This is a genomic window from bacterium (assembly GCA_030652805.1).
Taxonomy (GTDB): Bacteria; JAHJDO01; JAHJDO01; order JAHJDO01; family JAHJDO01; genus JAHJDO01.
Genome location: JAUSPT010000102.1, coordinates 1 through 24,144, shown reverse-complemented (window position 1 = coordinate 24,144; position 24,144 = coordinate 1). Strand labels below are relative to the sequence as shown.

20 protein-coding genes are annotated in these 24,144 nt (G+C 36.7%); 7 read left to right on the top strand and 13 right to left on the bottom strand.

The features are described from left to right. The first annotated feature begins 13 nt into the window (after positions 1-13). The 3 genes from Q7J67_10210 to Q7J67_10200 are packed head-to-tail and all read left to right on the top strand — an operon-like array spanning position 14 to position 3,216. On the top strand, positions 14-1,120 hold the full coding sequence (locus Q7J67_10210; GenBank protein ID MDO9465652.1) for a uroporphyrinogen decarboxylase family protein: 1,107 nt from the start codon (positions 14-16) through the stop codon (positions 1,118-1,120). 18 nt (positions 1,121-1,138) lie between these two features. Then, complete coding sequence (locus Q7J67_10205) at positions 1,139-2,197, top strand: 3-isopropylmalate dehydrogenase (protein MDO9465651.1); 1,059 nt, start codon at positions 1,139-1,141, stop codon at positions 2,195-2,197. Then, positions 2,197-3,216: an aspartate-semialdehyde dehydrogenase gene (locus Q7J67_10200; protein ID MDO9465650.1), complete on the top strand. Its 1,020-nt coding sequence runs from the start codon at positions 2,197-2,199 to the stop codon at positions 3,214-3,216. Before Q7J67_10205 ends, Q7J67_10200 begins: the two co-directional genes overlap by 1 nt. A 3-nt stretch (positions 3,217-3,219) precedes the next feature. On the opposite strand, the gene Q7J67_10195 is transcribed toward Q7J67_10200, so the two are convergent. Beyond that, positions 3,220-3,552, bottom strand: a complete 333-nt coding sequence (locus Q7J67_10195) for a DUF4404 family protein (protein ID MDO9465649.1) — start codon at positions 3,550-3,552, stop codon at positions 3,220-3,222. Between the two features lie 134 nt (positions 3,553-3,686). Between Q7J67_10195 and Q7J67_10190 the strand changes: the two genes are divergently transcribed. Next, entirely contained in the window at positions 3,687-4,439 is a 753-nt protein-coding gene (locus Q7J67_10190) for a hypothetical protein (GenBank protein MDO9465648.1), read from the top strand. Here Q7J67_10190 and Q7J67_10185 read toward each other — a convergent pair. Next, entirely contained in the window at positions 4,436-6,157 is a 1,722-nt protein-coding gene (locus Q7J67_10185; GenBank protein MDO9465647.1) for an ABC transporter ATP-binding protein, read from the bottom strand. The genes Q7J67_10190 and Q7J67_10185 overlap by 4 nt on opposite strands. A 16-nt stretch (positions 6,158-6,173) precedes the next feature. Next, complete coding sequence (locus Q7J67_10180; GenBank protein MDO9465646.1) at positions 6,174-7,937, bottom strand: ABC transporter ATP-binding protein; 1,764 nt, start codon at positions 7,935-7,937, stop codon at positions 6,174-6,176. A 157-nt stretch (positions 7,938-8,094) separates the two neighbouring features. Here Q7J67_10180 and Q7J67_10175 point away from each other — a divergent pair, with 157 nt between their 5' ends. The 3 genes from Q7J67_10175 to Q7J67_10165 are packed head-to-tail and all read left to right on the top strand — an operon-like array spanning position 8,095 to position 13,198. Continuing rightward, positions 8,095-8,952, top strand: a complete 858-nt coding sequence (locus Q7J67_10175; GenBank protein ID MDO9465645.1) for a hypothetical protein — start codon at positions 8,095-8,097, stop codon at positions 8,950-8,952. After that, positions 8,949-9,728: a tRNA pseudouridine(38-40) synthase TruA gene (gene truA, locus Q7J67_10170; GenBank protein ID MDO9465644.1), complete on the top strand. Its 780-nt coding sequence runs from the start codon at positions 8,949-8,951 to the stop codon at positions 9,726-9,728. Before Q7J67_10175 ends, truA begins: the two co-directional genes overlap by 4 nt. 26 nt (positions 9,729-9,754) lie before the next feature. Then, positions 9,755-13,198, top strand: a complete 3,444-nt coding sequence (locus tag Q7J67_10165) for a DNA polymerase III subunit alpha (protein MDO9465643.1) — start codon at positions 9,755-9,757, stop codon at positions 13,196-13,198. 672 nt (positions 13,199-13,870) lie between these two features. On the opposite strand, the gene lptB is transcribed toward Q7J67_10165, so the two are convergent. From lptB to Q7J67_10115, 10 genes are read right to left on the bottom strand one after another with little or no spacing between them, the layout of a single operon-like run. Then, positions 13,871-14,593 (bottom strand): LPS export ABC transporter ATP-binding protein, encoded by a 723-nt coding sequence (lptB, locus tag Q7J67_10160; protein ID MDO9465642.1) that lies wholly within the window; start codon positions 14,591-14,593, stop codon positions 13,871-13,873. Further along, positions 14,562-15,110, bottom strand: a complete 549-nt coding sequence (locus tag Q7J67_10155; GenBank protein MDO9465641.1) for an LptA/OstA family protein — start codon at positions 15,108-15,110, stop codon at positions 14,562-14,564. Before Q7J67_10155 ends, lptB begins: the two co-directional genes overlap by 32 nt. Next, positions 15,100-15,579, bottom strand: coding sequence for an LPS export ABC transporter periplasmic protein LptC (lptC, locus tag Q7J67_10150; GenBank protein MDO9465640.1), 480 nt, complete (start codon positions 15,577-15,579; stop codon positions 15,100-15,102). The genes Q7J67_10155 and lptC overlap by 11 nt, the downstream gene beginning before the upstream one ends. Positions 15,580-15,624: 45 nt before the next feature. Next, on the bottom strand, positions 15,625-16,257 hold the full coding sequence (locus Q7J67_10145) for a DUF502 domain-containing protein (GenBank protein ID MDO9465639.1): 633 nt from the start codon (positions 16,255-16,257) through the stop codon (positions 15,625-15,627). Then, positions 16,250-17,551, bottom strand: coding sequence for a hemolysin family protein (locus tag Q7J67_10140; protein ID MDO9465638.1), 1,302 nt, complete (start codon positions 17,549-17,551; stop codon positions 16,250-16,252). The genes Q7J67_10145 and Q7J67_10140 overlap by 8 nt, the downstream gene beginning before the upstream one ends. A 17-nt stretch (positions 17,552-17,568) precedes the next feature. Next, a complete protein-coding gene (locus Q7J67_10135; protein ID MDO9465637.1) occupies positions 17,569-18,285 on the bottom strand; it encodes a diacylglycerol kinase in 717 nt (238 codons plus the stop codon). Beyond that, a complete protein-coding gene (gene ybeY, locus Q7J67_10130) occupies positions 18,282-18,716 on the bottom strand; it encodes an rRNA maturation RNase YbeY (GenBank protein ID MDO9465636.1) in 435 nt (144 codons plus the stop codon). The genes Q7J67_10135 and ybeY overlap by 4 nt, the downstream gene beginning before the upstream one ends. Beyond that, the gene (locus Q7J67_10125; protein MDO9465635.1) at positions 18,670-20,856 is read right to left on the bottom strand and encodes an HDIG domain-containing protein; all 2,187 of its coding nucleotides are present in this window, start codon (positions 20,854-20,856) and stop codon (positions 18,670-18,672) included. Before Q7J67_10125 ends, ybeY begins: the two co-directional genes overlap by 47 nt. Further along, positions 20,849-22,633, bottom strand: coding sequence for an aspartate--tRNA ligase (gene aspS / locus Q7J67_10120; protein ID MDO9465634.1), 1,785 nt, complete (start codon positions 22,631-22,633; stop codon positions 20,849-20,851). Before aspS ends, Q7J67_10125 begins: the two co-directional genes overlap by 8 nt. A 45-nt stretch (positions 22,634-22,678) precedes the next feature. Continuing rightward, the gene (locus tag Q7J67_10115; GenBank protein MDO9465633.1) at positions 22,679-23,755 is read right to left on the bottom strand and encodes a hypothetical protein; all 1,077 of its coding nucleotides are present in this window, start codon (positions 23,753-23,755) and stop codon (positions 22,679-22,681) included. Positions 23,756-24,144: the final 389 nt, after the last annotated feature.

Sequence of the window (24,144 nt, the reverse complement as noted above, 5' to 3'; positions counted from 1 at the left end):
ATAGGAAGGAATTATGGAGAATAGCAAAAAGGTACCATTAAAAGCCCCAAAGCCAAACATTGAGACTTTTTGTAAGACTATAAAAAGAGAGATAATTCCTCCTCAGCCACCTTTGGTTGAACTGTTTGTAGATGGAGCATTAATGAAATATCTTATGGAACAAAAAGCAAGAGTGAAATGGGTTGATGTTGTTTCTGGCGATAGGGATTCAAAAAGAGGAAACATTAAATCAATAATTGGGTTCTGGTATCGTTTTGGATATGATTATGTTCGCTTGTCAGGAGGATTAGATTTCCCAGGGAAAAACCGTATAACAAGTGATACTAGTTCTCTTTCTAGAGGGCAAAGGAGTTGGACAGAGGAAGGAAAAGGAGTTATTACGAGTTGGGACGAATTCGAGAAATATCCCTGGCCGTCTTTGGATAATGTAGACTTATGGAGATATGAATTTGCTAGTCAAAATCTGCCAGAGGGAATGGGATTGTTTGTCTGTCCAAGTAGTGGGATACTGGAAGTCCCTTTGAATACGCTACTTGGATATGAAACTCTAGCCTATGGGATATACGACCAACCAGATCTTATTGAGGCTGTTTTTCAAAAGACAGGAGAATTGATTTATGGATTTTATAAAAAAATGATTGGATTACCCAATCTCTGTGGCTTTTTTCAAGGAGATGATATGGGTTTTAAAACTTCGACTCTTATGCCGCCAGATTTCTTAAGAAAGCACGTACTTCCATGGCATGAAAAAATTGCTTCACTTGCACATGAGAATAATCTCTTATATTTCTTGCATGCCTGTGGTAATCTAGAAGATATTATGGAGGATTTAATCGACGATGTAAGCATAGATGCTAAACACTCTTTTGAAGACACAATTATGCCGGTAACAGAATTTCATAGAAAATATGGAAATAGAATTACAGTACTGGGAGGTATTGATGTCGATGTTTTGTGTCGTTTTCCTAAAGATAAATTAAGAGCATATATCCGAAATGTTTTAAAAGAATGTGTTCCAAAAGGAGGCTATGCACTTGGTTCTGGCAATTCAGTGGCAAATTATATTCCACCGGAAAATTATTTAATTATGGTAGAAGAAGGGTTGAATTTCAAATTTTAAAAAAACATAGGAGTTGCGATGTATAAAATAGGTGTAATAGGTGGAGACGGGACAGGTCCTGAAGTTATAAAAGAAGGACTAAAAGTTCTTAATGCAGTTTCAGGTAAGCATGATATAAAATTTGAGTTTACATATTACGATTTCGGAGGGGAGCGGTATATAAAAACAGGCGAAGTCCTGCCTGATTCTGCTATAGAAGAATTTAGGAAGCTGGATGCTATATATCTTGGCGCAGTGGGTCATCCTGATGTAAAACCCGGAATTCTGGAAAAAGGACTGCTTCTCAAGCTCAGGTTTGCTCTGGATCAGTATATAAATCTAAGACCTGTTAAGCTTTATCCTGGAGTAGACACTCCTTTAAAGGATAAAGGTCCTGCGGATATTGATTTTACTGTGGTGCGAGAGAATACAGAAGGGCTTTATGTTGGCGCTGGCGGGAATTTAAAGAAGGGGACTGCTGACGAAGTTGCTATCCAGGAATCAATAAATACCCGTAAGGGAGTGGAAAGATGTATCAGGTATGCTTTTGAATATTGCAGAAAGAGAAATAAAAGAAACAAGCTGACTTTATGCGGCAAGACTAATGTTTTAACCTTTGCATTTGATCTCTGGGAAAGAGCATTTAATGATGTTGCTAAGGAATATTCTGACATAAAAACAGATTATGCTCATGTTGATGCTACCTGTATGTGGATGATAAAGAACCCCGAGTGGTTTGATGTTATTGTAACAGATAACATGTTTGGGGATATAATAACTGATCTTGGGGCAATGATACAGGGAGGTATGGGTATTGCAGCAGGCGGAAACATTAATCCTGACGAAGGGGGAACATCCATGTTTGAGCCTATAGGAGGTTCAGCTCCAAAATATACAGGCAAAAACGTGATAAATCCAATGGCTGCTATATGCGCAGGGGGTATGATGCTTGAACATCTCGGAGAAAGCAAAGCATCAGATGATATTGAGAAGGCTGTAATAAAGGTTGTTCAAAATGATATGAAAAGTCTTTCCGCAGGGAAAATGGGGTATACAACCTCAGAAATAGGGGATATGGTAGCGAAGGAAGTGATGTGATTGTGAGAAAAAAAGGAAAATACAATTTAGCTGTTGTCGGGGTTGGCACAGTTGGTATAGAAATGCTCAAGGTGTTGCATCAGCGTAAGTTTCCTATTGATAAACTTACGGTTCTTGCGCGAAGCAAAAGAGATATTACTGTAGACAGCAACACATATAGTGTTAAAGCAATATCCGAAGAATTGTTTGATGGAATGGATATAGCGCTGTTTGCCGGCACAGAGGGGGAAAAAGGAGCTGCTGTAACGTTTGGAAAAATCGCAGCCAGTAAAGGAGTTGTTGTAATTGACAATGGAGCGGATTTTCGAATGGATCCTGATGTGCCGCTTATTATTCCAGAAGTTAATCCTGAAGACATAGAATGGCACAAGAATATTATTGCCAATCCGAATTGTTCCACCATTCAAATGGTGGTCGCACTAGCGCCAATACATAAATTGACAAAGATAAGAAGAATTATTGTCTCTACATATCAATCAGTTTCAGGGACAGGAAGAGAGGCAATAGGGGAGTTGAAAAAACAAGTTCAGGATTACACTGATGGCAAGGAAATAACAGATTTGAAGGCTTATCCTTATCAAATAGCATTTAATGCAATTCCACATATAGGCTCTTTTGGAGAATTGGGATATACAACAGAAGAATGGAAAATGGTTAAAGAAACACATAAGATTTTACATGATGATACAATAGAGATTACTGCGACTACAGTACGAGTTCCTGTTTTTTATGCTCATTCAGAATCCATATATATTGAGACAGAAAGAGAAGTTTCTATTGAAGAAATTACCAGTGTCTTGAAGGATGCTCAAGGGATATCTGTTGTTGATGATATAAACGCCGATCCGCCACAATACCCAATGCCTATTTTTGCAGAAGGCAAAGATGATACGTATGTAGGCAGAATTCGCAAGGATCCTTTTAAGAAAAATGGAATCAATATGTGGGTAGTTTCGGACAATATTCGCAAAGGAGCGGCTCTTAATGCAGTTCAGATTGCAGAGGAATTGATTAGGTAGATCTTATATGCCGAGATTTGACAGCGTGAGACATATAGAATTTACAATCTCTGCCAGTTTTGGATGCGATGTTTCAAATCCCTTAACCGATGAAGATAACCCCTTTATAGAGAGTTCTAGGAGTTCTGAATTCCTGTTTTCCCGTGTTGCCTCGTGAGTTGACATATCAGTAAAACCTGTAATGCTTTTCGCGTGGTCAGCCTGAGTCTTGGAAAGCTCCTCAATTTCGGATTTTAGAGTTGAAAGCAGGTTAAGCAGTTCGGATTTGTTTTCTTCTTTGATGGAATTGGCTTTCTGAATCCTGACTTCAATATCTGAAAGAGTTCGTTTAATCATTACGTCTATATACTAGATATTTCCTTTTTGAATGTCAAGAATTAATCCATGAAAAAATCTTCACAATTATTTACTTTTCGTAGGATATGCTTTATACTAAATTCGATATGTTTACAAAGGGAGGATAGAAAACAATGTGGTTTTTTGGGAGAAAGAGGAAGGACTTAGATACGGAAGACAAACAGATAACCCTTATGGATCAGGAAAGTAAGGTAGAAGAAGATGTTTCCTTACTTCGGCAAGAAATGGATAAAGGAGCGGTTAAAAAATTGAGCTCTGATGTGAATGATACGATTAAACGTGCTGCTAAGGATGATTTGAAGCAGTTAAAACTTCTGGAAAAGGGTCGTTGTCCTGAGTGTGGATGGAAAACAGAACAGTTCCTTTACACCAGTATTTGCAGTCACTGTGGCTGGTCAAAACGGATCACTCCCGATGTAGGAAAGGTAATTATTCATCTTGATGATAAACGGAAGATTGAGTGTGATAAGGCCTTTGAGGTGCATGATGGGATAATTTTGTGTCTGCAGGGCGACGTCATTACTCACGAGATAATGCGCAAAGCTCTTGCCTATATAGAGTATGTATGGACTGAAGAAGAACTTGGGAAAATACGCCGAAAAAGAACGGAAGAACTGCATCCTTTGTGTAATTGGTGTTTTAAACCTATTCAAAGTTCGGATAAAATGGTGACCCACTATGTTGCTATTGGCGTTGATCAGGAACGTTTCTCTTTTTGCTCAGAAAGCTGTGCTGTTTCATTCGAAAAGCAATACTCATCTCGCGTTCATAGAAATTGTTACACACAAGACTGCAATGACTGCGATAATTGCAGGAAGAAATACGATACAACCAAAGAGCAACTTCACCTGCCTGGTCAGACTTAGGGGTTCTGTTTCTGATAAATCCGCTGGTAAAATCCACCCAGCTTTATTAATTCACTATGAGAACCCGTTTCCACAATTCTCCCTTTGCGCATGACAATGATAATATCTGCTTGCATGGCGGTGCGTAGCCGATGAGTAATAATAAAACAGGTTCTTCTTTTCATAACATTATCCAGGGTTTTCTGGATACGTGCTTCAGTCTCAGCATCAAGGGCAGAGCTGCTGTCATCCAGAATAAGTATTCCAGGATTTGAAAGCAGAGCCCGAGCTATACAGAGTCTTTGTTTCTGTCCTCCAGAAAGGCTCATGCCTCTTTCTCCGATTTCAGTCTCATATTTTTCGTGGAGAGACATAATAAAATCGTGTATCTCAGCCATTTTTGCCGCATTAGTTATTTCATTAGCGCTGGCTTGTATGCGGCCATATCTTATATTATCAGTAACAGTGCCCGAAAATATGGATGCTTCCTGGGGAACCATAGCAATGTTGGATCTCAAGGATGTTAGCTTTACATCTTTGATATTATGCCCATCTATAAAGATATATCCTGTAGTAGAATCGTAAAGACGAAATAACAGACTGACTAAAGAAGTCTTGCCCGCACCACTGGGCCCAATAAGACTTACTCTGCTCCCTGCAGGGATTTCAAAACTGATGTCAGAAAGATCTATGTTTTTACCTTCCCTGTATTTTAGAGACACGTGACTAAATGTGACCTGTCCTTTTATTTTTTCTAAGAATATAGCTTGTTTAGCGTCATGAATCTCCACCTTTTCATCCAGTAGCCCAAAAATTCTTTTCATCACCACCATCAAATATTGGCTGTTAATAAGTATTGAGGTAAGGTTGTTTACCGGACCAAAAAGAAGAGCTGTAGTCGAATAGAACCAGAGCATTGAACCGAGTGACCAGCCGGCTTTTACTTTAAGCACGCCAAGCCATAGAATAACTCCTGTGCAACCAGCAGAGATAATTGCGCTGGTGGTACCTAATCCTGTGGAGATAATGGCTCTCCTGACAAAGAGTCGAATGAGATGTTTTGAGCGTTGGAAGAAATTTCTTATTTCTTTTTTTTCCTGAGAAAAACTCTTTACCACTTCAGCTCCAGTGAGTACCTCTGAAAGCTGTGCATACAATTCTGCATTGCGGGCTCGTATATCACTGCCTATTGTCTTCAGACGTTTGCCCATTGCGGCAAAGGAAATAGCTGCAAGGGGAAGAGCTATTAGAGCGATAATTGCCAATTTATAATCAAGACTCAGTAAAATGACAACAGCCACCACCAAAGCAGCCACACTGGTAATAGCAGTAACCAGAGTTGTAGTAGCTATATTCTCTACCACATCGGCATCATCCATTACCCGGGCTACTAACTTTCCAACTTTGTGCTGGTCAAAGTAGCGCATGGCTAAACTTTGAAGTTTCTGATGCAAATCACATCTCAGGGAGAAAACAATTCTTTGACCCAGAGCCGCGATCTGGTAGCGGTTAAAACTACTGGCGGAACAAGCAAAAAGATGAATCAGACTATAACCCCCCAAAAGACTAAAAAGTAAAACAATGTTTTTTTGAGGAATTACTATATCCACCATGATTTTTGCCATGAAGCCAAAAAGATAAGTGACTAAAGATGTAAAAAGTGAGATGAGGATCACAATAGCCAGTTTCCATTTATGAGGAAAAACATATTTCTGAAAAAGTCTATTTAATGTATTCATATATATCTATTATCTACTACCATAGAACCTTACTCTCAGCTTGGACAATTGTCTTCTGTTGTTTATAGAGTTTGTGATAAATACTTTCTTTTCTCATTATCAGTTCCTTATGAGAACCACTCTCCACTATCCTTCCCTTATTCATAACAACAATAAGGTCGGCATTAACAATGGTGGAGAGCCGATGAGCTATTACCAGAGAAGTACGCGTAGCCATAACTGCCTCAAGAGCACGTTGAATAAGCTTTTCTGACTCAGTATCAAGATTGGATGTAGCTTCATCCATAATGAGAATATCAGGGTTAGTCACGATGGCCCGGGCAATGGCTAATCGTTGTTTTTCCCCGGCAGAGAATTTTATCCCGTCTACACCGACAATAGTTTCATACCCTTCAGGGAGACTCTCTACAAAATTGGCAATTTCCGCGATATGTGCGGCCTCTTTCATTTCTTTGTCTGAGATACCTTTTCTCCCATAGGAAATATTTTCTCGCACTGTGGCATTGAATATAAAGGAATTCTGAAGCACTGCCCCTATTCTTTTATGCAGGCAGTTCAGACGAATCTTTCTGATATCCATACCATCAATAGTGATGCTACCTGATTTCACATCATAGAAACGAAGAAGCAGTGACGCTAGAGTTGTTTTGCCACATCCGGTTTCACCTACCAGAGCTATTGTCTTACCCGCATGGATAGTGAGGTTAATATTCTTGATCACTGGATCCTCTTCTTCGTATTCAAAGGAGACATTCTTAAATCGCACTTCTCCCTGGAATTTTTTGACTGCAACAGCCTCCGGAACATCCTTAATCTCAACAGGTGTATTCAGAATTCCAAAGATGCGGCGCAGGGATATTGTAGTTATTGCCATAGTATTGGAAATTTCTGAAAATCTGAGAGCAGGCATAAAAACCATTGCTGCATAAGCAGATAGCGCAAGAACATCTCCGTAAGTCATCCCTCCCTTGATTACAAAGTAACATCCAAGACAGTAAAGAGTGGAGTTTCCCAGTCCGTTCACTAAACTGGAGAAGAAAGAGAAAGTTGCACTGTAACCTACTCCCTGCAAGCCAATATCCAGAGCGTTACGCAAGCGATGCGCAAAAATACTGGTCTCTCTTCTTTCCTGGGCAAAGGATTTTACCGTCTTCTGTTCGCTGAGTACTTCAACCAAGCTGCTGGATACCTGATCCATTCTGAACCTGAGAAACGATTGTTTGCTTCTTACCTTGGGTAGAAAGTAGCGATAATTAAGAACGTATAATGAAAGAAATCCTACAAGGACAAGTGTTAATTTCCAGTTAAGATGAATCATTATTCCCAGGGCAAAGATGACCGAGGCTACATCTACAATCATCTGAATAGTATCATGGGTAAAAACATTGCTGACTATCTGGGTGTCTCCCATAACCTTAGACATAATTTTGCCCGTAGGATTCTCCTGATAAAAGCGGAGAGAAAGTTTCTGGATATGCTTGTACATGGACAGTCTTATGTCAAAAATAATCTTCTTGCTGAGATAAATAATGATGAAATTATTAGGGAAGGAAAGAATGGCTGTTAAAATGGAGAGAACTAAAATAAGAAGAATGGGCCAGGGAATAGGGGCGCTAAAGACGCTCCACTCCTGCTTCTGAATTACTTCGTCTACTATATATCTGACAATTAGAGGGATAAGCAGATTAAACAGGGTTATAATAATAGTTATGCCAATAGTAAGGATAACTTTTTTTTTATAAGGCTTGACGAACTGGAGAATTCTTAGAAGGTTATTCATGCCTTAAATAATGCCTTTCTGCTAAGATAATGTCAAGGTTTTGATTGTAGAATTGTAGCTTATATTGTAGAATAATAGGTAATGAAAAATATAAAAATTACACTTGCTTATAATGGAACTATGTCCGGAAAGCAGTTAGGAAGTTAAGGAGGGGTATGTGCTTATTCTGATTTTGCTGATCTCATTATTTACTTCCACTGTAGCGCATACTGAAGAGACAGTATTAAAATCATTAGGCCTCGGATTTATACCATATAAATCCTTTGAAGAAGCAGCAAAACCTTTCCTGTCCAAAGAGGGTAAGCTGATTTATTTTAAACCTGCAAATAAAGTTATGGTAGTTGATTATCCTAAGAACTGTGGGATTATCTCTGATCTATTAACAAATCTACAAAAGAACATTAAAAACGTGGAGATAAAAGTAGAATTTATTGAGCATTCTGCAGAAAATATTTCAGAAGCCAAAACAAAGGCTAGATACAGTGGGGAAAACTGGAAAGTTACTACTGGCGGTATGGCTGTTGGAACTGGTAATAGAGGATTTCACGGAACTTTTTCGGCAGAGGTTGGAAAGGAAATATCCTATCGCGCTACAACTCAAACAATATCGGTTCTTGATAGACATACGGCCCGGTTTCTTGTAGTTGAGGAATATCCACAGTTAGAGTGGTTCAGAACATATGGGATAACAAATCGCTTGATTGATGCAGAAATCACCTACAGAAGTGTCGGGGCAAAACTTGCTGTCTCGCCTGTAATTCAAGGAAATCTCATAAAAGTGTCCCTGACTCCGGAATTGAGTTATTTTACAAATAAAGGCGAGAAAACTGTGAAAGTGAACACCTTAACAACGACGGTTGTTGTCCGCAATGGACAATCAATATGCATTGGAGGATATTCTTCAAGTAGTAAAGATTTCTCTATGCATTTTTTTAGAAAAATCGGCAAGTCCGGCAAAGTTATAAGTTTCGATATTATCCTAACTCCAAAAATAAAGAAAGTATCGGCATTTTGAAAAATATAAAAATTACACTTGCTTATAATGGAACTAATTATCACGGCTGGCAGATTCAACCGAATGGGATTACAGTTCAATCAGTTATAGAAAAGAGCCTTGAGAGGCTATTTAAAGGACAAATAAAGGTAATAGGGCAGGGGAGAACGGATACAGGCGTTCATGCTATTGGTCAAGTAGCAAGTTTTAAACTACCTGCTATTGCGTTAAAAAACATGAAGATTTCACAAATTAAGGATGCTTTGAATAGTGTTCTGCCTCAAGATATTGCTGTAACGAACGTAGAATCTGTTTCTTTGGACTTCCACCCAAGATTTGATGCTAAGGATAGGATATATCGCTATATTGTGTATAATGATGGAAATAAACAGGTTCTTGGTCAAAGTTTTTTCTATAGTTACCAGTATAAGTTAGATTTATCCAAAATGCGCAAAGGAGCGAAATATCTGGTTGGAGAACATGATTTCAGTTCATTTCAATGTAAAAAAACAGATAATGAAAATCCTGTGCGCACAATAAAAAAACTTACTATTGCCAGAAGAGATTTTGTTGCATCAAATTTCCTGAAATTGAAGAATAAAGCGGTTGTTTTTGAGGTTACAGCGAATGCATTTTTATATAACATGGTTAGAATTATTGTGGGAACATTGCTTGATATAGGAAGGTGTCGTATTGAACCCCAAAATATTAAAAAGATTCTTGCAGGGAGAGATAGAAACCTTGCGGGAGAAACAGTTCCTGCCTGTGGACTGTGTCTTATCGCTGTGCATTATTAAATTAAGATTAAGGGTTAAGCATAAGTATGAAACATTCAAATTTTGTTCACCTTCATAACCATACTCAATACAGCTTGCTTGATGGAGCATGCCGCATAGAAGATATTATATCTTTTGCGCATGAATTCAAAATGCCGGCTTTGGCTATTACCGATCATGGAAACATGTTTGGAGCAATAGAGTTTTATGATAAAGCAATGAAACATGGGATTAAACCAATTGTTGGATATGAAGCATATGTTGCTCCTGGAAATAGAAAAGAAAGGGCGTTGCATGGGATAAAAGAAGCTGCCTTCCACCTCACACTTCTTGCTGCTAATGAAGACGGATATAAGAACCTTATAAAGCTTGCAACAATTGCCTATCTTGAAGGGTTTTATTATAGGCCGCGTATTGATAAACAGATTTTATCAGAGTATTCAAAGGGCATAATTGGTCTCAGTGGTTGCATGAAAGGGGAAATTTCCCATCTTATACTCAGTGACCAGTCAGAGGCTGCAGAAAAACTTATTTCTGAGTATCAGGATATATTTGGTAAAGGCAATTTTTATCTAGAATTACATAACCATGGCATTGAAGGACAATCAAAGATTAATAAAGAGCTTATATCATTCGGCAAAACACTGAATATTCCAACAGTGGCGGCGAATGATTGCCATTATATGAGAAAACATGATGCTATTTCACATGAGGCATTATTGTGCATTCAAACGGGTACAACGATGGATGATCCCAAACGTATGCGTTTCTCAGTCGAGGAATTCTATTTCAAATCTGCTGAAGAAATGGGAAAACTTTTTAGTGAGATACCTGAAGCGATTTTTAATACAATTGAAATTGCAGAAAAATGTAATTTAGAGCTGGATTTTTCTAAGAAATATCTTCCTCATTTTAATGTTCCAAAAGAAGAAAGCAATCCTCACAGCTACCTTGAGAGATTGGCAAAAGAAGGTTGTAAAAAACGATTTAGAGACGTTACTAAAGAAATAACTGACAGGCTTGAATATGAGCTAGGGGTTATAAGTAAAATGAATTATGCAAGTTATTTTCTTATTGTATGGGATTTTATACAGTACGCTAAGAGTAAAGGAATAGCAGTTGGTCCTGGCAGGGGTTCATCTGCAGGGAGTCTGGTTGCATATTGTCTGGACATTACAAATATTGATCCTCTTAAATATGGTCTAATATTTGAACGATTTTTAAATCCAGACCGTATAAGCTTACCTGATATAGACATAGATTTTTGTTATGAAAGGCGTGGGGAAGTAATAGAGTATGTTGTGAAAAAATATGGTAGAGAGAATGTAGCGCAGATTGCAACGTTTGGAACAATGGCAGCTAGGGCTGTTATCAGGGATGTTGGCAGAGTTTTGAATATGTCTTATGCAGAAGTGGATAAAATTGCAAAAATGATCCCTTCCGGACCTAATATTTCTTTAAAGAGCGCTATGGAGACGCAAAAAGAGATTCCAGAGCTGGTAGAAAAGAATGAACAAGTAAAGACATTAATGGAGATTGCTAAGTCTCTGGAAGGACTGGCGAGACATGTTTCAACTCATGCCGCAGGAGTTGTTATTTCAGAAGGGTCTCTTACTAATTTTACACCCTTGTTCATGAGTAATAAGACAGAGATAAGCACGCAATATGGTATGAACTCATTAGAAAAAATAGGTCTGTTAAAAATGGATTTTCTTGGACTCAAGACATTAACTGTTATTCAGAATACAATTGCTCTTATAGAACAATACTATGATAAAAAAATTGAAACTGATAAATTGCCTTTAGATGATAAAAATACTTTTTCACTGCTGATTTCTAAAGGGAAGACCATAGGGGTGTTCCAGTTGGAAAGTCCTGGAATGCGCGACCTTTCAAGAAAGCTAAAACCTGAATCTTTTGAGGATCTGATCCCTCTTGTTTCTTTGTTCAGACCTGGACCTATGCAAGGAGGAGCGTTAGACACTTTTGTGAAGGGAAGACATAGCAAGAGTCCTGTAAAATATGATCATCCTATCTTAGAATCCATATTGAAGGAGACGTATGGAGTTATACTTTATCAGGAACAGGTAATAAGAATAGCAAATGAGTTTGCTGGTTTTTCTATGAGTGAAGCAGACACATTGCGCAGGATTATGGGTAAAAAGGGGATAATGGATGACAAACAAAGAAATTCATTTATTTCAGGAGCTATTAAAAAAGGGGTAAAAGAAGAAGTCGCATCTAAAGTTTTTGATTTAATAGCATATTTTGCAGGATATGGATTTAACAAGTCTCATAGCGCTGCATATGCAATGATTGCTTTCCAAACAGCATATTTTAAGGCGAATTATTCTGTTGCATTCATGACAGCTCTTTTGAGCAGTGAATTACAAAATACAGATAAGGTTGTATTGTATATAAGTGAGTGCAATGATATGAAAATCAAAGTATTACCCCCTGATATTAATAAAAGTTATGCTAAATTCACAATAGAGGGGAAGAATATTCGTTTTGGTTTGGCAGCAATAAAAAACGTTGGTGAAGTAGCTATCGATTCTATTATTAAAGTAAGACAATTACACGGTTATTTTAAGTCTCTATATGATTTTTGTGAACGTGTTAATCTACGCACAGCAAACAGAAGAGTAATAGAAAGTTTAATAAAGGCTGGTGCATTCAATTTTGGCAGACCAAGAGCTCAGCTTATGCATACGTTGGACCATGCAATTGAAGTCGGTCAACAGATACAAAAAGATACCCAGAGTGGACAGACTCTATTTTTTGATGTATTTGAATCGCAAAAGGAATTTCGTGAAGATGTTCATAAGTTTGCAGACGTAGAAGAATGGACGGAAAGTAAGCTCCTTGCGTATGAAAAAGAAGTCCTAGGCTTCTATGTTAGTGGACATCCATTAGCAAAGCATGAAGATACTCTTAAATCCTTTACAACAGCATCAAATACGCTTGTTTCTGAGCATCAGGATGGCGACGAGATATATATAGGTGGCATAATAAATGCAGTGAAAGGGATTCTCACCAAAAAAGATAAAAAGCGTATGTGTGCATTTACCTTGGAAGACATGCAAGGGACAATAGGTGTTCTAGTTTATCCTGCTGTGTTTGGGAAATTTGATAATCTTATTGAAGTGGACAAATTATTACTTGTAAAGGGAAGGCTTGATCTCAGAGAGGATCAGCCAAAGGTAATTGCGTCGGATATCATCACGCTTTCAGAAGCGGAGGAAAAACTGACAAAAGCTATACATCTCAGACTTATAAGTACAGGCCTTGATGAGCAAACACTTCAAAAATTAAAAGATTTATTAGCTCAATACCCAGGTAAAGCTACTGTTTATTTACAAGTGGTAATACCTCAATCCGGAGAGGTAACTATGTTGGCTGATCCAAAAATCCATATATCTCCACAAAAGGACTTGCTTATTAAATTACGGCATCTTATTGGGCAAGAGGCAGTTAGGCTAAGTTTATAACGCTTTTTCTTATCATTTTCATATTGAAAAACTCTGAATTACCACGAAAATTCCATTTTTAACTAGAATTTAGACCTAGAGCACACAAACCCCAAGAAAACATCCATTATATTGGTCAGTTAAGAGCGCTAAATTTTTATAACTCCTTATTGTTAAGAGAGTTACGAATAAAAAAAGTTTTGCAATATTAACTTCATAAGTCTGCAAATATTAGCTAACTTCTTTGTGTGCAAAGAGTTAGAGCTTATTTTATTATTAATATTAAGTGTCGCATAAGATATCTTATGTAAACTAATGGAGAAATATTCAAAGAGAAAGCTTTTTGTTTACACTGCAAGATAATAACATAAAGTAATATTTTAACTCAAAATACATAACATGCCTAATTTCAATATGTTAGATACTGAGAACTATCTTGTTGTCCTATAATTAAAATCTCTCTCACTGTCTTTTTCCAGCAAGAATATACTAATTTGAAACGGAATTATTAATAGAACGTAAGAAATAAGAACTAATGCCTGTTTGTATATTCCCCTGACATTAAACCTGACGTTCTTATGAATTTTAGGTGGCGATATAAAATTAGGGTGTTTTTTAGCTGGATTTGCCTTGAAGAGGTGTTTTGGTATGTCTCATTGTGTATTTTTGCCCTAAATGGCTATATTTGGCTTGTCAGAGTGAAAAATCTTCTCCAAAGTATGATTTGCGGGCACCTTTGTGTGATAGTATCTTTTCAGGGGTTCCTGCGGTGAGGATTTGGCCATCGTGAATAATATAAGCATGATCTGTAATCTCTAATGTTTCTCTGACACTGTGATCTGTAATAAGCACACCATAGCCCTTTTTCTTTAGATCCTTGAGAATACCCTGTATATCAACTACAGCTATTGGATCTATTCCAGTAAAGGGTTCATCAAGCAAGAGAATAGATGGCAGGGTTACTAAGGCTCTTGATATTTCTACTCTTCTTTTTTCTCCTCCTGAGAGTGTATAAGCCTTGCGATTTTTGAGATGAGTAATATTAAGCTCATTAAGCAGTTCAAGTAACCTTTTCTCACGTTCCTCTTTTGTTAAAGGAAGTGTTTCTAATATTGCAAAAATGTTATCTCTAACAGTGAGTTTTCTGAAGATAGAAGGCTCCTGGGATAGGTATCCTAGCCCTTTCCTTGCGCGCTCTGACATAGGACAGGATGTTATATCTTCATCACTAAAAAGAATTTTACCTCCATCTGGTTTTATAAGACCAGCAATCATGTAAAAAGTAGTTGTTTTTCCTGCACCATTTGGTCCAAGTAATCCAACAATTTCCCCACTGCAAATTTGAATACTTAGATTATTTACTACTCTCTTGTGGGAATAATCTTTAATGAGATTTTTTGTCTGTAATATCTGCATCTTCCTCCTCAGGAGATTCTGTTGTTTTTGTCTCTTTGGACTCAAGGGAGCCCTGAACGTCTTTATCTATAATCATAGTATCTTTTTTAAGATCAAAGGTAATTCTTCCCCCTGTAAAACAGGTTCCTTTCTGCCACACTTCAGGATTATCATAGAGTATGAGAATATCTTCTTTTTTATGGAATACCGCTTTACCAGATTTTGTCCTTCTCTCAGGAGTTGTAATTTTGACATTCCCTGTAGCAATAACTTTTTCAATATCCTCCTCTTTATTCTCGTCTTCTTCTGAAGCAACTAAAAAAACCTCCATTCTATCTGCTTCTACCCTGCCATCCTCGTCAACAAGCAGTGCATTTCCTATGAAAATAGCGACATTTTTGCTCCAATTCATTTCCATTCTGTCACTGGTTATCCTCGTTATCTTCTTTTTTTCATTGTTTTCAGCAGCTTGTATAGAGAACGAAACTCCGAATATAATGCAAACGAGAGAGATAAGGGTAAAATTTTTAATTTTCACTTGTATCTTCCCTACTTATTTCCATTACAGGAAATTTCTTAATATACATAATTTTAAGTTTTGGAGCTGCTTTTAAACCATGCCCGGTGAGTCTTATGTTTTTGCGTGTTATAAGCACCTTTGCGTTAGTGTCAAAAGTTTCTGCTTTTGCTATCCAGTCAATATATGCTGTTTTTATTTCAGTGCCATCCGTTCTTTTTCCAATGATATTTTTTTCAAGATGGATGTCTTCAGTTTTTTTATTGATATAGCCTTGTTCTCCTGTCAAGTGAATTGTTACTTTTTGTTCTTCAAAAATAGATAATTTAACATCATATAGCTTTATTATGGGATCCCCAGATAGATCAGCACTTTCTGCTTCTAAATTCCACTTTTTCTTAACTTCATCAGTTTTAATAAGTGAGAACTCCTGTATTATTTCTTCTGAAAGGGCAGGTTTCAAACCTGCCCCTACACTAAACGTTATCATTAGTGCTAATACAACTAAAAATGTGCATAACCCAGTCCGCATTTTTTATTTGTTATAATTTGGTGTAACTGCACCACCTGAAATCACTAATTTCATGGCATCCTCAACACTCATAGAGAGTGGAATTGTATCCTTCTCAGATACAAACAATAAATATCCTGAGGTTGGATTTGGTGTTGTAGGCAGGAATACGTTAATTGAATCCTTGGAAATTTCAGTACCTATTTCACCTTTTGTATCAGAAGTCACAAATCCTATAGAATAAATCCCTTTACGTGGGTATTGCAATAGAACAACACGAGCAAAAATTACTTTGCCTACAAAAGCATGACTAATTTGTTGAACTGCTCTGTATATCTTATTTACTACTGGAATTTTTGCTAAAATGCTCTCTCCAAAAAGGATTAAGCGTTTTCCAATAACATTCCTCGCAAGCATCCCGACAACGGTTAGTATTATGAAAATTGCTGCCAGTATTATCAACACTACTATCGCTGTTATAATATATCTGAAATATACAGGCTGTTCTATCCATTCAGGCGTAACAACATTTGCAAAATGCAGCACTTTTACTTTTACAATTATGAATTTGACAATTTCATAGGTTATAAGCAGGGGCAGTGTAACTAAAATACCTGCCATAAAATTCACTCTTAGTTTAGAAAGCAATTTATTCATTTTTATTCTCTTTCTTTGGTTCTAATCTGGCGATCTTTATTTTGCTCACATGTCTTGGACCTGCCTCAGCAATTACTATCTTGAGATTTTTGTAGTTTACTATTTCACCTGTTTTGGGAACTCTGCCTAATCTATTTACAATAAATCCAGCTATAGAATCATGGTCGTCTCCTTGAGGAATCTGTATATCAAGCTCTTCATTAACCGCGTCTATATTTGTTCTTCCGTCTATTAGAGTCACACCATTGCCAAGATCTTGGAATTGGTCCTCTTCGCGATCGTGTTCATCCTCTATTTCCCCGAGAATTTCCTCTATTACGTCCTCAATAGTAACAAGTCCCGCCGTACCGCCGTATTCATCTACAACGATTGCCATATGAGTTTTTTTCTTCTTAAATAGCGTAAATAGATCCTTTGCTTTCTTGGTTTCAGGGACGAAATATGGAGCACGCATTAAATCTTTTAACGCAATATTTTCGCCCTGTTTATAACTTTCCCAGCGAAGAATCAAGTCCTTGACACATAAAATTCCTATTATATTATCAATGTTTTTCTCATAGATTGGTATTCTGGAATGACGTGTTTCTACGATTTTCTTTATTACTTCAGAAATACTTTCGTTGACATATATGGATTGAATATCAGTCCTTGGAACCATTACTTCTCTTACTATTGTGTCACTGAATTCAAATATGCTGTTGATCATTTCTTTCTCTTCTTCTTCAATTGCGCCCTCTTCCTTTCCAACACTTATAAGGCTTTTAAGCTCTTCTCCTGTTAAAATACTAGGTTCTTTCTCAATCCGTCCCCCAAACATTCTTATAATAATTTTTGTTATAAACAGTAACGCTCTTACAACCGGCATAAGGAGATTTGTGAGAATTCTAACAGGTGTTATAGCAAATAACGCAAGAGCTTCATAATTGATTTTAGCAAAATTTTTTGGTGTAATTTCTCCAAAAACCAGTATCAGAAACGTCATTACACCGACTGATATACCGACACCTGCACTATTAGTCATACCATGTTTTGCTGCAATAGTAATTGCAATAGAAGTTGCTATTGCTGAGGCAGCTATATTGACGAAATTGTTGCAAATAGCAATAACAGTTAAAACCTTGTGAGGATTTTTCAGCCAGAATAACAGCTTCTTTGTTTTTGGATTTTTATCTACAAGATTCTTTATGCGAAACTTGTTTAACTCCATAAATGCTATCTCTATGCCGGAAAAAAATGCCGACAGAAAAAGCAGAATGATAAGGCATATACCCTGAAATATAGATTGTATGTCCAATTAGTATTGTCTCCTTTTTATATTTTAGCTGATAATATTTGAAATATCAATAAAGTTACTGTTGTGCCAAATATAGCTCCCATAATTACCTCCCACCATGTATGAATATGTCTTTTTACTCTACTGCGTGCTATCATAGAAGCCAGTAAAAAGACAAGTGCAGCAATAATTAGTTTATTTGGTGATGTTAGAAGAGTTATGATTGTAGCTATTGCAAATGCCAAGGCACTATGTCCGCTTGGCATTCCTCCATGCAGAACAGTCCCTCTCTTAAAAAATATTTTTGTAATGAGAGTAGTCATCAGAACTCCAATTAAAACAATAAACGTGATGTGATACGTTGAGCCTTTTGCCTTGTCTATGACTGATTCTGCAGGCGATTGCAGAGAATAAACAAGAAGAAGATAGCCTACAAGAACAGCATTCACAGAACATATAAAAACTACTCCAGCAACAATATTTTTAACAACACGCGCTACAGGATGATACGCTTTTGTAAACATATCTATAAGTAATTCAATAGCAGTATTAAGCATCTCTGCGACTAAAACCAATGTTACTGTACAGCACAGGATGATAAATTCAACTCTTGTTAGCTTTAGAAACAGACTGATTATAAAAACAACAGCAGCTATGAGAAAATGAATCCTCATATTTTTTTGTGTTTTCAGAGTATATACAAATCCATCAATAGCGCTGTTGAAGCTTTCTAATAAACTTCTTCTCTGCCTCATATTAATTCCCTTACCAGCTGTTCCTGGCGAGTTGTCATCTTTTTTGCGTTACGTATAGATGTATCTGTATATGAAAGCAAGTGTAATGTTCCGTGTATTGATAGACGTATCATTTCCTCATCAAAGGGAATATTCATGTTTTTTGCCTGTACTTCAGCTGATTCTGCAGATATTACAATCTCTCCAAGTATGCCTTTGCATATTTGCGGGAACTCTTTCTCTTGCATTGGAAATGCCAGAATATCAGTAATGGAGCATTTTCCCCTGTATGTTTTATTCAACTGTTTTATCTTAGAATCCGCCGCAATGGCAACACTAACGTGAGTGTCTTTAGGACACCTTTCGCTTTTTAATGTGTGTAAAATAGCTTTTCTAATCAGACTGTTATTTATTTTTGTCTTTTTTTGAAGATTGGTTATCTCTACTTTCATTACTTCCATTTGTATCAGGGTATTCAATTCTTGTATGAAACATACTTATCAAGATATGCGTAAAGCTTTTAGCAATCTTGCTCAGATCTTTTAGGGTTAAAGCGCTCTCATTCAGTTGATGGTCACTAAATTTGTTGTTTATAATTTTTTCAACCATAGTCTTAATTCTGCTTGAAGTTGGATCATCTAATGTTCTGGATGCAGCTTCTACAGAGTCTGCAAGCATTACAACCGCCGCTTCCTTTGTCTGTGGTTTTGGGCCTGGATAGCGGAAATCTTCTTCTTTTACGGAGTTACTATTGTCCTTTTCCAATGCGCGCTGAAAGAAAAAAGAAGTCAGAGTTGTACCATGATGCTGTTCAATAATATCAATTATAAGTTTAGGCAAATTTGCCTCTTTTGCAGCTTTAACACCGTCTTTTACATGAGAGATTAATACGAGGTTGCTCATAATTGGAGTTATTTTATTATGTATATTTTTGTTCTGAATTTGGTTTTCAATAAAGTATGAAGCCTTCTTAATTTTTCCTATGTCGTGGTAATAAGATGCGACTTTAGTAAGTAAAGAGTTTGCCTTTATGCTGTCACTGGCAGCTTCTGCAAGAGTTCCAACAGCAAGACAGCTTTGATATGTTCCGGGCGCTTCTTTGGAAAGCTGTTTAAGTATAGGCCGATTAAGGTCGAGTAATTCAAGAAGTTTTGCGTCAGTTGGGATATTAAATGAGTGCTCCAGTATTGGCAGAAGCCCTGCAGCAATGAATGATGAGATAATGCCATTAGCAAAGCCCCATTTGATATGATCAAACATCATGCCTAAAATTATTCCCTTATGTAGATCTATGCTTATTATTGTTGCTACATTCACTAAGCCAACTATAAAACCAATTTTTATTATATCAATTCGGCGCTTGGTCTGAGTGCTGTAAAGTATGGCAGTTATCCCACCAACTGTTGCAACAAAGAAATAATCGAACTTATAATCCGTAGCTATGCCAATAAAAATACAGAGTGCTAGATTTATTATAAAAGCTATCTCAACATTAAGTAATGTAGCCAGCATGATTGCCACTGCAGCTGTTGGGATTAAATATGGAGATAGAGAAAAAGTAAGAATGATTTTGTTAATAGCTACAAAGCCTATAGTAACCAAGCTGACAATAGCCAGTGAGGTAATATTCGAAAATACGTGCTGTAAGAACTTATTAATGTATATATTCAGGATGAAGATGATTATAAGAAAGGAAAGACATACACCTGCAATCTGTTTAAGCCAGTTAAGGCGGGATTTCTCCGAAAACTGATTTAGGGCATTTATATATTCTAATTGTTCCTTTGTAACTTTTTCTCCTTTTCTTATTATGCTTTCTCCTTTAGATATCGTTTTATATTGCAGAGGAGCATTCTTAACAGCTCGTTCTTTTTCCTTTTCTGTTTCTATGCGATCATAAGATATGTTTGGAACAATAAGGGCTTTAATGAGCTTGCTTATTGGTTTTAGTAATTTTCCGTTTTGAATGTTTTTTTCGACACTAGACTGGATAAGGGTATCTATATTATCCATAGAGATTATCGCATTTGCAGGCACTTCCCGACTTGTATCAGAATGTACGTCTTTTAAGAAAACTTCCTTGAAATCTCCAGTAATCTCCTTCTTTTGTTTAACGATACCCGCTGAAAACAGGTCTGTAAGAATATCTTTGTTTTTTTCTTCCAGTTTTTTGTCATAATATTCAACAAATAAATTTGTTAGTTTAGAAGATAGTGTAATTCCTGCAATTTCTTCAGGTATTTCTATATCATGTTCTGGTGTTTTAATCTTTGACTGATATAACTTTTCTATTTCATCAAAAAATTGGTATAACTTTTTTCTACTGACCTGTAGTATTTTAGTGTCTATCTCATAAACAGGTTTTGCCTTGCGCACAGCTTCCTGTTGGGCAATGGCCGTTTTTTCTTTATCTACAACAGGGAAGTTACACGGAGAAAAAATGTCGACTTTGGCAATATCTGATTCTTTAATATTTATTCTAGGTACTTTAATATTGGGAATTAATGAGCCTACAAGCGCAAAGTACACCACTATTCCAAGCAGCCAGCGGTACAGGATCTTTTTTCTCTTAGTAATATTGGATTTATTCATTGCCTTTTAATAGTCTAATGTGTAATTCCTTCAGTTGGTTTTCAGTCACATCTGACGGAGAGCCGTCCATGAGAGAAATAGCTTTTTGGGTTTTAGGAAATGCAATCACATCTCTAATTGATTTACTTCCAGTCATAAGCATTATAAGCCTATCCAATCCAGGAGCAATACCTCCGTGTGGAGGAACTCCATAATCGAACGCTTCAAGCAAATGACCAAATCTTTTTTTTGCCTCTCCCCTATCAATTTTCAAAAGCTTAAAAACTTTCTCCTGTATCTCTCTGGAGTGAATTCTTATGCTGCCGCTACATACTTCAACTCCGTTTAATACTAAATCATAAGATCTGGACATTATTTTCCCAGGAGCAGTGTCAAGTAATGGAACATCTTCTTCCTTGGGCGCTGTAAAGGGATGATGCTCTGACTGAAACCTTTCCTCTTCTTCATTCCATTTTAGTAAGGGATAATCTGTGACCCAGACGAATTCAAATTTGTCATTATTAATAAGATCCATCTTTTTCCCAACATAGTTTCGCACTTCTTTTAATGAATCAGCAACAACGTCCGGAGTATCGCCAACAAATACAAGTAGATCCCCAACTTCTGTATGCATTTTCTTTGAAAGCAGATCAATTTCATCTTCTTTAAAAAACTTGATTATAGGAGATTTCATTCCGTCCTCTGCAACTCTTATCCATGCCATTCCTTTTGCGCCGCCTGCGCATGCAATTGAAATAAGAGTTTCTATTTCCTTCAATGAAATCTGAGCACCGTCTTTAATGTTTATTGCTTTTATTTGCCCGCCATTTTCAATGACCTTTTTAAACACGTTAAATGAGGTGTTTTTAAAAATGTCTACAATGTCTACAAATTCAAGCCCGAACCGGATGTCGGGCTTATCAGTTCCGTATATGCTCATTGAATCTTTGTATGTAAACCGTTTAAAAGGAGTTTTTATTTTCTTATTTAAAACTTCACTAAAAATACGGGACACTAGACCTTCTGTTAGTTTATAGACATCCTCTTCGTCTACAAATGACATCTCCATGTCTATTTGAGTGAATTCAGGCTGTCTGTCAGCGCGAAGATCTTCATCTCTGAAACATTTAGCGATTTGGAAGTACTTATCTATACCAGCAACCATTAGAATCTGTTTAAATACTTGTGGAGACTGAGGCAAAGCGAAAAATTTACCGGGATTAATGCGGCTCGGAACAAGATAATCCCTTGCCCCTTCAGGAGTGCTTTTTGTAAGTACAGGGGTCTCTATTTCTATAAAGCCCTGGTTAGATAAATAGCTTCTTGTAGCCTGACACACTTTATGTCTTATGATTATATTTTCCAACATAGAGGGGCGACGCAGGTCAAGATATCTGTATTTTAGCCTTATATCCTCTGCCGTTTCTATATCATCTGCAATTTCAAACGGCAATGCCTTTGACTGAGAGAATATCTTTATCTCTTCTGCGAATATCTCTATTTCTCCGGTTGGAATACCAAGATTGATTGTGTCAGAAGTTCTGTTTTTTACTTCTCCACTTACTGCAATGACCCATTCGTTTCTTATACTACCTGCTATCTTATGTGTCTCTGCGCTAACCTCAGTGTTGCATACGATCTGTACAATCCCCTCTCTGTCAGCAATATCAATGAATATCACCCCTCCATGGTCACGTAATTTTCTCGCCCATCCCATTACAACAACCCGCTGCCCAACATCCTTCTTACTCACATGTCCGCAGAGGTGAGTCCTTTTCCACTGCCTAGTTTGTGTCATTTATTTACATCCATATTTTGTATTGCGTTCATACTATTAAGTATATCAAATTTCATCATATTGGGTAAATAGCTTGCCTTTTTGTTTGGATTTTATAATCTCTTGGTAAGTGTCTTCAGTCTCATAAAACCATATTTTGGGATGACACACAAATTTTGCTTCTTGCTCGTCATAAGCCCTCTTATCTGTCCATATACTATCGCAAGATCGTAAGAATGTTTTGTAGATTTTTTGTAACATCTTATAGTCACAGTTTTTCGGTATTGCTATCCGAAGTCCTGTGACCCCCATAGTGTCCGTATCATATATGCTTTGCAAGAAAAATGCCATTATATACTCAGTTAAATCGCCAAAAAGGTCCAACAAGGTAGATATATTAACATAATGCTCCTTTTTTTGCTTGTCTTCATCAATGTCCCAAAGAAAATAAAAATATGGTGTATCTATAAACAAAGCTTCTAATTTTTCTGAGTTTTTTTTGCCCTTGTTATGTCTATTTTGTATATTGAAATAAATACTTGAGGGGACACTATACTCATCTCTCTCCCTAATCAGCTTTATGCCTTTCATGTGGATTATTTTGTTTTTAAAAGACTTCAATAACACGTTAAAGGTTTTTAACACACCTCTATAAATCTCAAAGGTTGATTTTCCTATTGCTCGATTATGCCCTATTATATTTCTTATTTCTCCTAAATCTTCAATTTTAGACGATATTAACTTGCCGCTATAAGTCGTAATATCTTTTAATATTGGCATAATAGACTCCAGCTTAAATAATTGACTTAACTCGCCTAATGTTGTTAACCAAATTACATTATCGTTGTTCTCGCAATCCAGATAAACACGATCTCGTGTTTCTTTTAACCTTCTTTTTAAGTCGTTTAAAATCTTTTCTGGAATAACTCCTTTCCAGTCTTTCCCAAATTTAGCAAGCAGGAGTGTGTAAATGATGCGTCTAAGCCAGTTTTCTAGAACATATAATTCGGAGTATATTAATAGATTGTATTTACTAAAAGGAACTTCTGTTAAAAGGTAAAACTCGCTAATTAAAGAATCTATGTCATCATAGAAAAACTCAGCTTCTTCACCTTCAAAAAATCGCGAAATAGGTTCAGGCATTTGTGACATTTAGCTAATTCCCGAAAACCAGAAAATCACGTTCAACACTAGCACGAGAACAATTAGGTCTATTATTGACATCGTTTTGCCTTCATATTTTTATTGCAGTATTTCAGCACCCGTAATTAAAATCTATCTATTTCTTTCTCTGCTATTTCTGCTTCTTCTTTTTCGCATTTTTTCCAATCTTCTCTGCCATAATAAATTAAAGTTATAGTTTAGTTATAAAAAGTTGATCTTTTCAACTTTTGTTATAGTTTAGTTATAAAAAGTTGATCTTTTCAACTTTTTTTGCATTTTTACTTTATACGTAGAAACGCCACGACAATTCAAGCTCTCTGCCACCTCCTTTCCAGCTTGATTGATATTGATATATAGTATCATTTTTT

What these genes read in the sequence shown, in the direction of transcription:
- Q7J67_10210 (MDO9465652.1), top strand. Translation starts at nt 14, where the DNA reads ATGGAGAATAGCAAAAAGGTACCATTAAAAGCCCCAAAGCCAAACATT.
- Q7J67_10205 (MDO9465651.1), top strand. Translation starts at nt 1,139, where the DNA reads ATGTATAAAATAGGTGTAATAGGTGGAGACGGGACAGGTCCTGAAGTT.
- Q7J67_10195 (MDO9465649.1), bottom strand. Translation starts at nt 3,552, where the DNA reads ATGATTAAACGAACTCTTTCAGATATTGAAGTCAGGATTCAGAAAGCC.
- Q7J67_10190 (MDO9465648.1), top strand. Translation starts at nt 3,687, where the DNA reads ATGTGGTTTTTTGGGAGAAAGAGGAAGGACTTAGATACGGAAGACAAA.
- Q7J67_10185 (MDO9465647.1), bottom strand. Translation starts at nt 6,157, where the DNA reads ATGAATACATTAAATAGACTTTTTCAGAAATATGTTTTTCCTCATAAA.
- Q7J67_10180 (MDO9465646.1), bottom strand. Translation starts at nt 7,937, where the DNA reads ATGAATAACCTTCTAAGAATTCTCCAGTTCGTCAAGCCTTATAAAAAA.
- Q7J67_10165 (MDO9465643.1), top strand. Translation starts at nt 9,755, where the DNA reads ATGAAACATTCAAATTTTGTTCACCTTCATAACCATACTCAATACAGC.
- lptB (MDO9465642.1), bottom strand. Translation starts at nt 14,593, where the DNA reads ATGCAGATATTACAGACAAAAAATCTCATTAAAGATTATTCCCACAAG.
- lptC (MDO9465640.1), bottom strand. Translation starts at nt 15,579, where the DNA reads ATGATAACGTTTAGTGTAGGGGCAGGTTTGAAACCTGCCCTTTCAGAA.
- Q7J67_10145 (MDO9465639.1), bottom strand. Translation starts at nt 16,257, where the DNA reads ATGAATAAATTGCTTTCTAAACTAAGAGTGAATTTTATGGCAGGTATT.
- Q7J67_10135 (MDO9465637.1), bottom strand. Translation starts at nt 18,285, where the DNA reads ATGAGGCAGAGAAGAAGTTTATTAGAAAGCTTCAACAGCGCTATTGAT.
- ybeY (MDO9465636.1), bottom strand. Translation starts at nt 18,716, where the DNA reads ATGAAAGTAGAGATAACCAATCTTCAAAAAAAGACAAAAATAAATAAC.
- Q7J67_10125 (MDO9465635.1), bottom strand. Translation starts at nt 20,856, where the DNA reads ATGAATAAATCCAATATTACTAAGAGAAAAAAGATCCTGTACCGCTGG.
- aspS (MDO9465634.1), bottom strand. Translation starts at nt 22,633, where the DNA reads ATGACACAAACTAGGCAGTGGAAAAGGACTCACCTCTGCGGACATGTG.
- Q7J67_10115 (MDO9465633.1), bottom strand. Translation starts at nt 23,755, where the DNA reads ATGCCTGAACCTATTTCGCGATTTTTTGAAGGTGAAGAAGCTGAGTTT.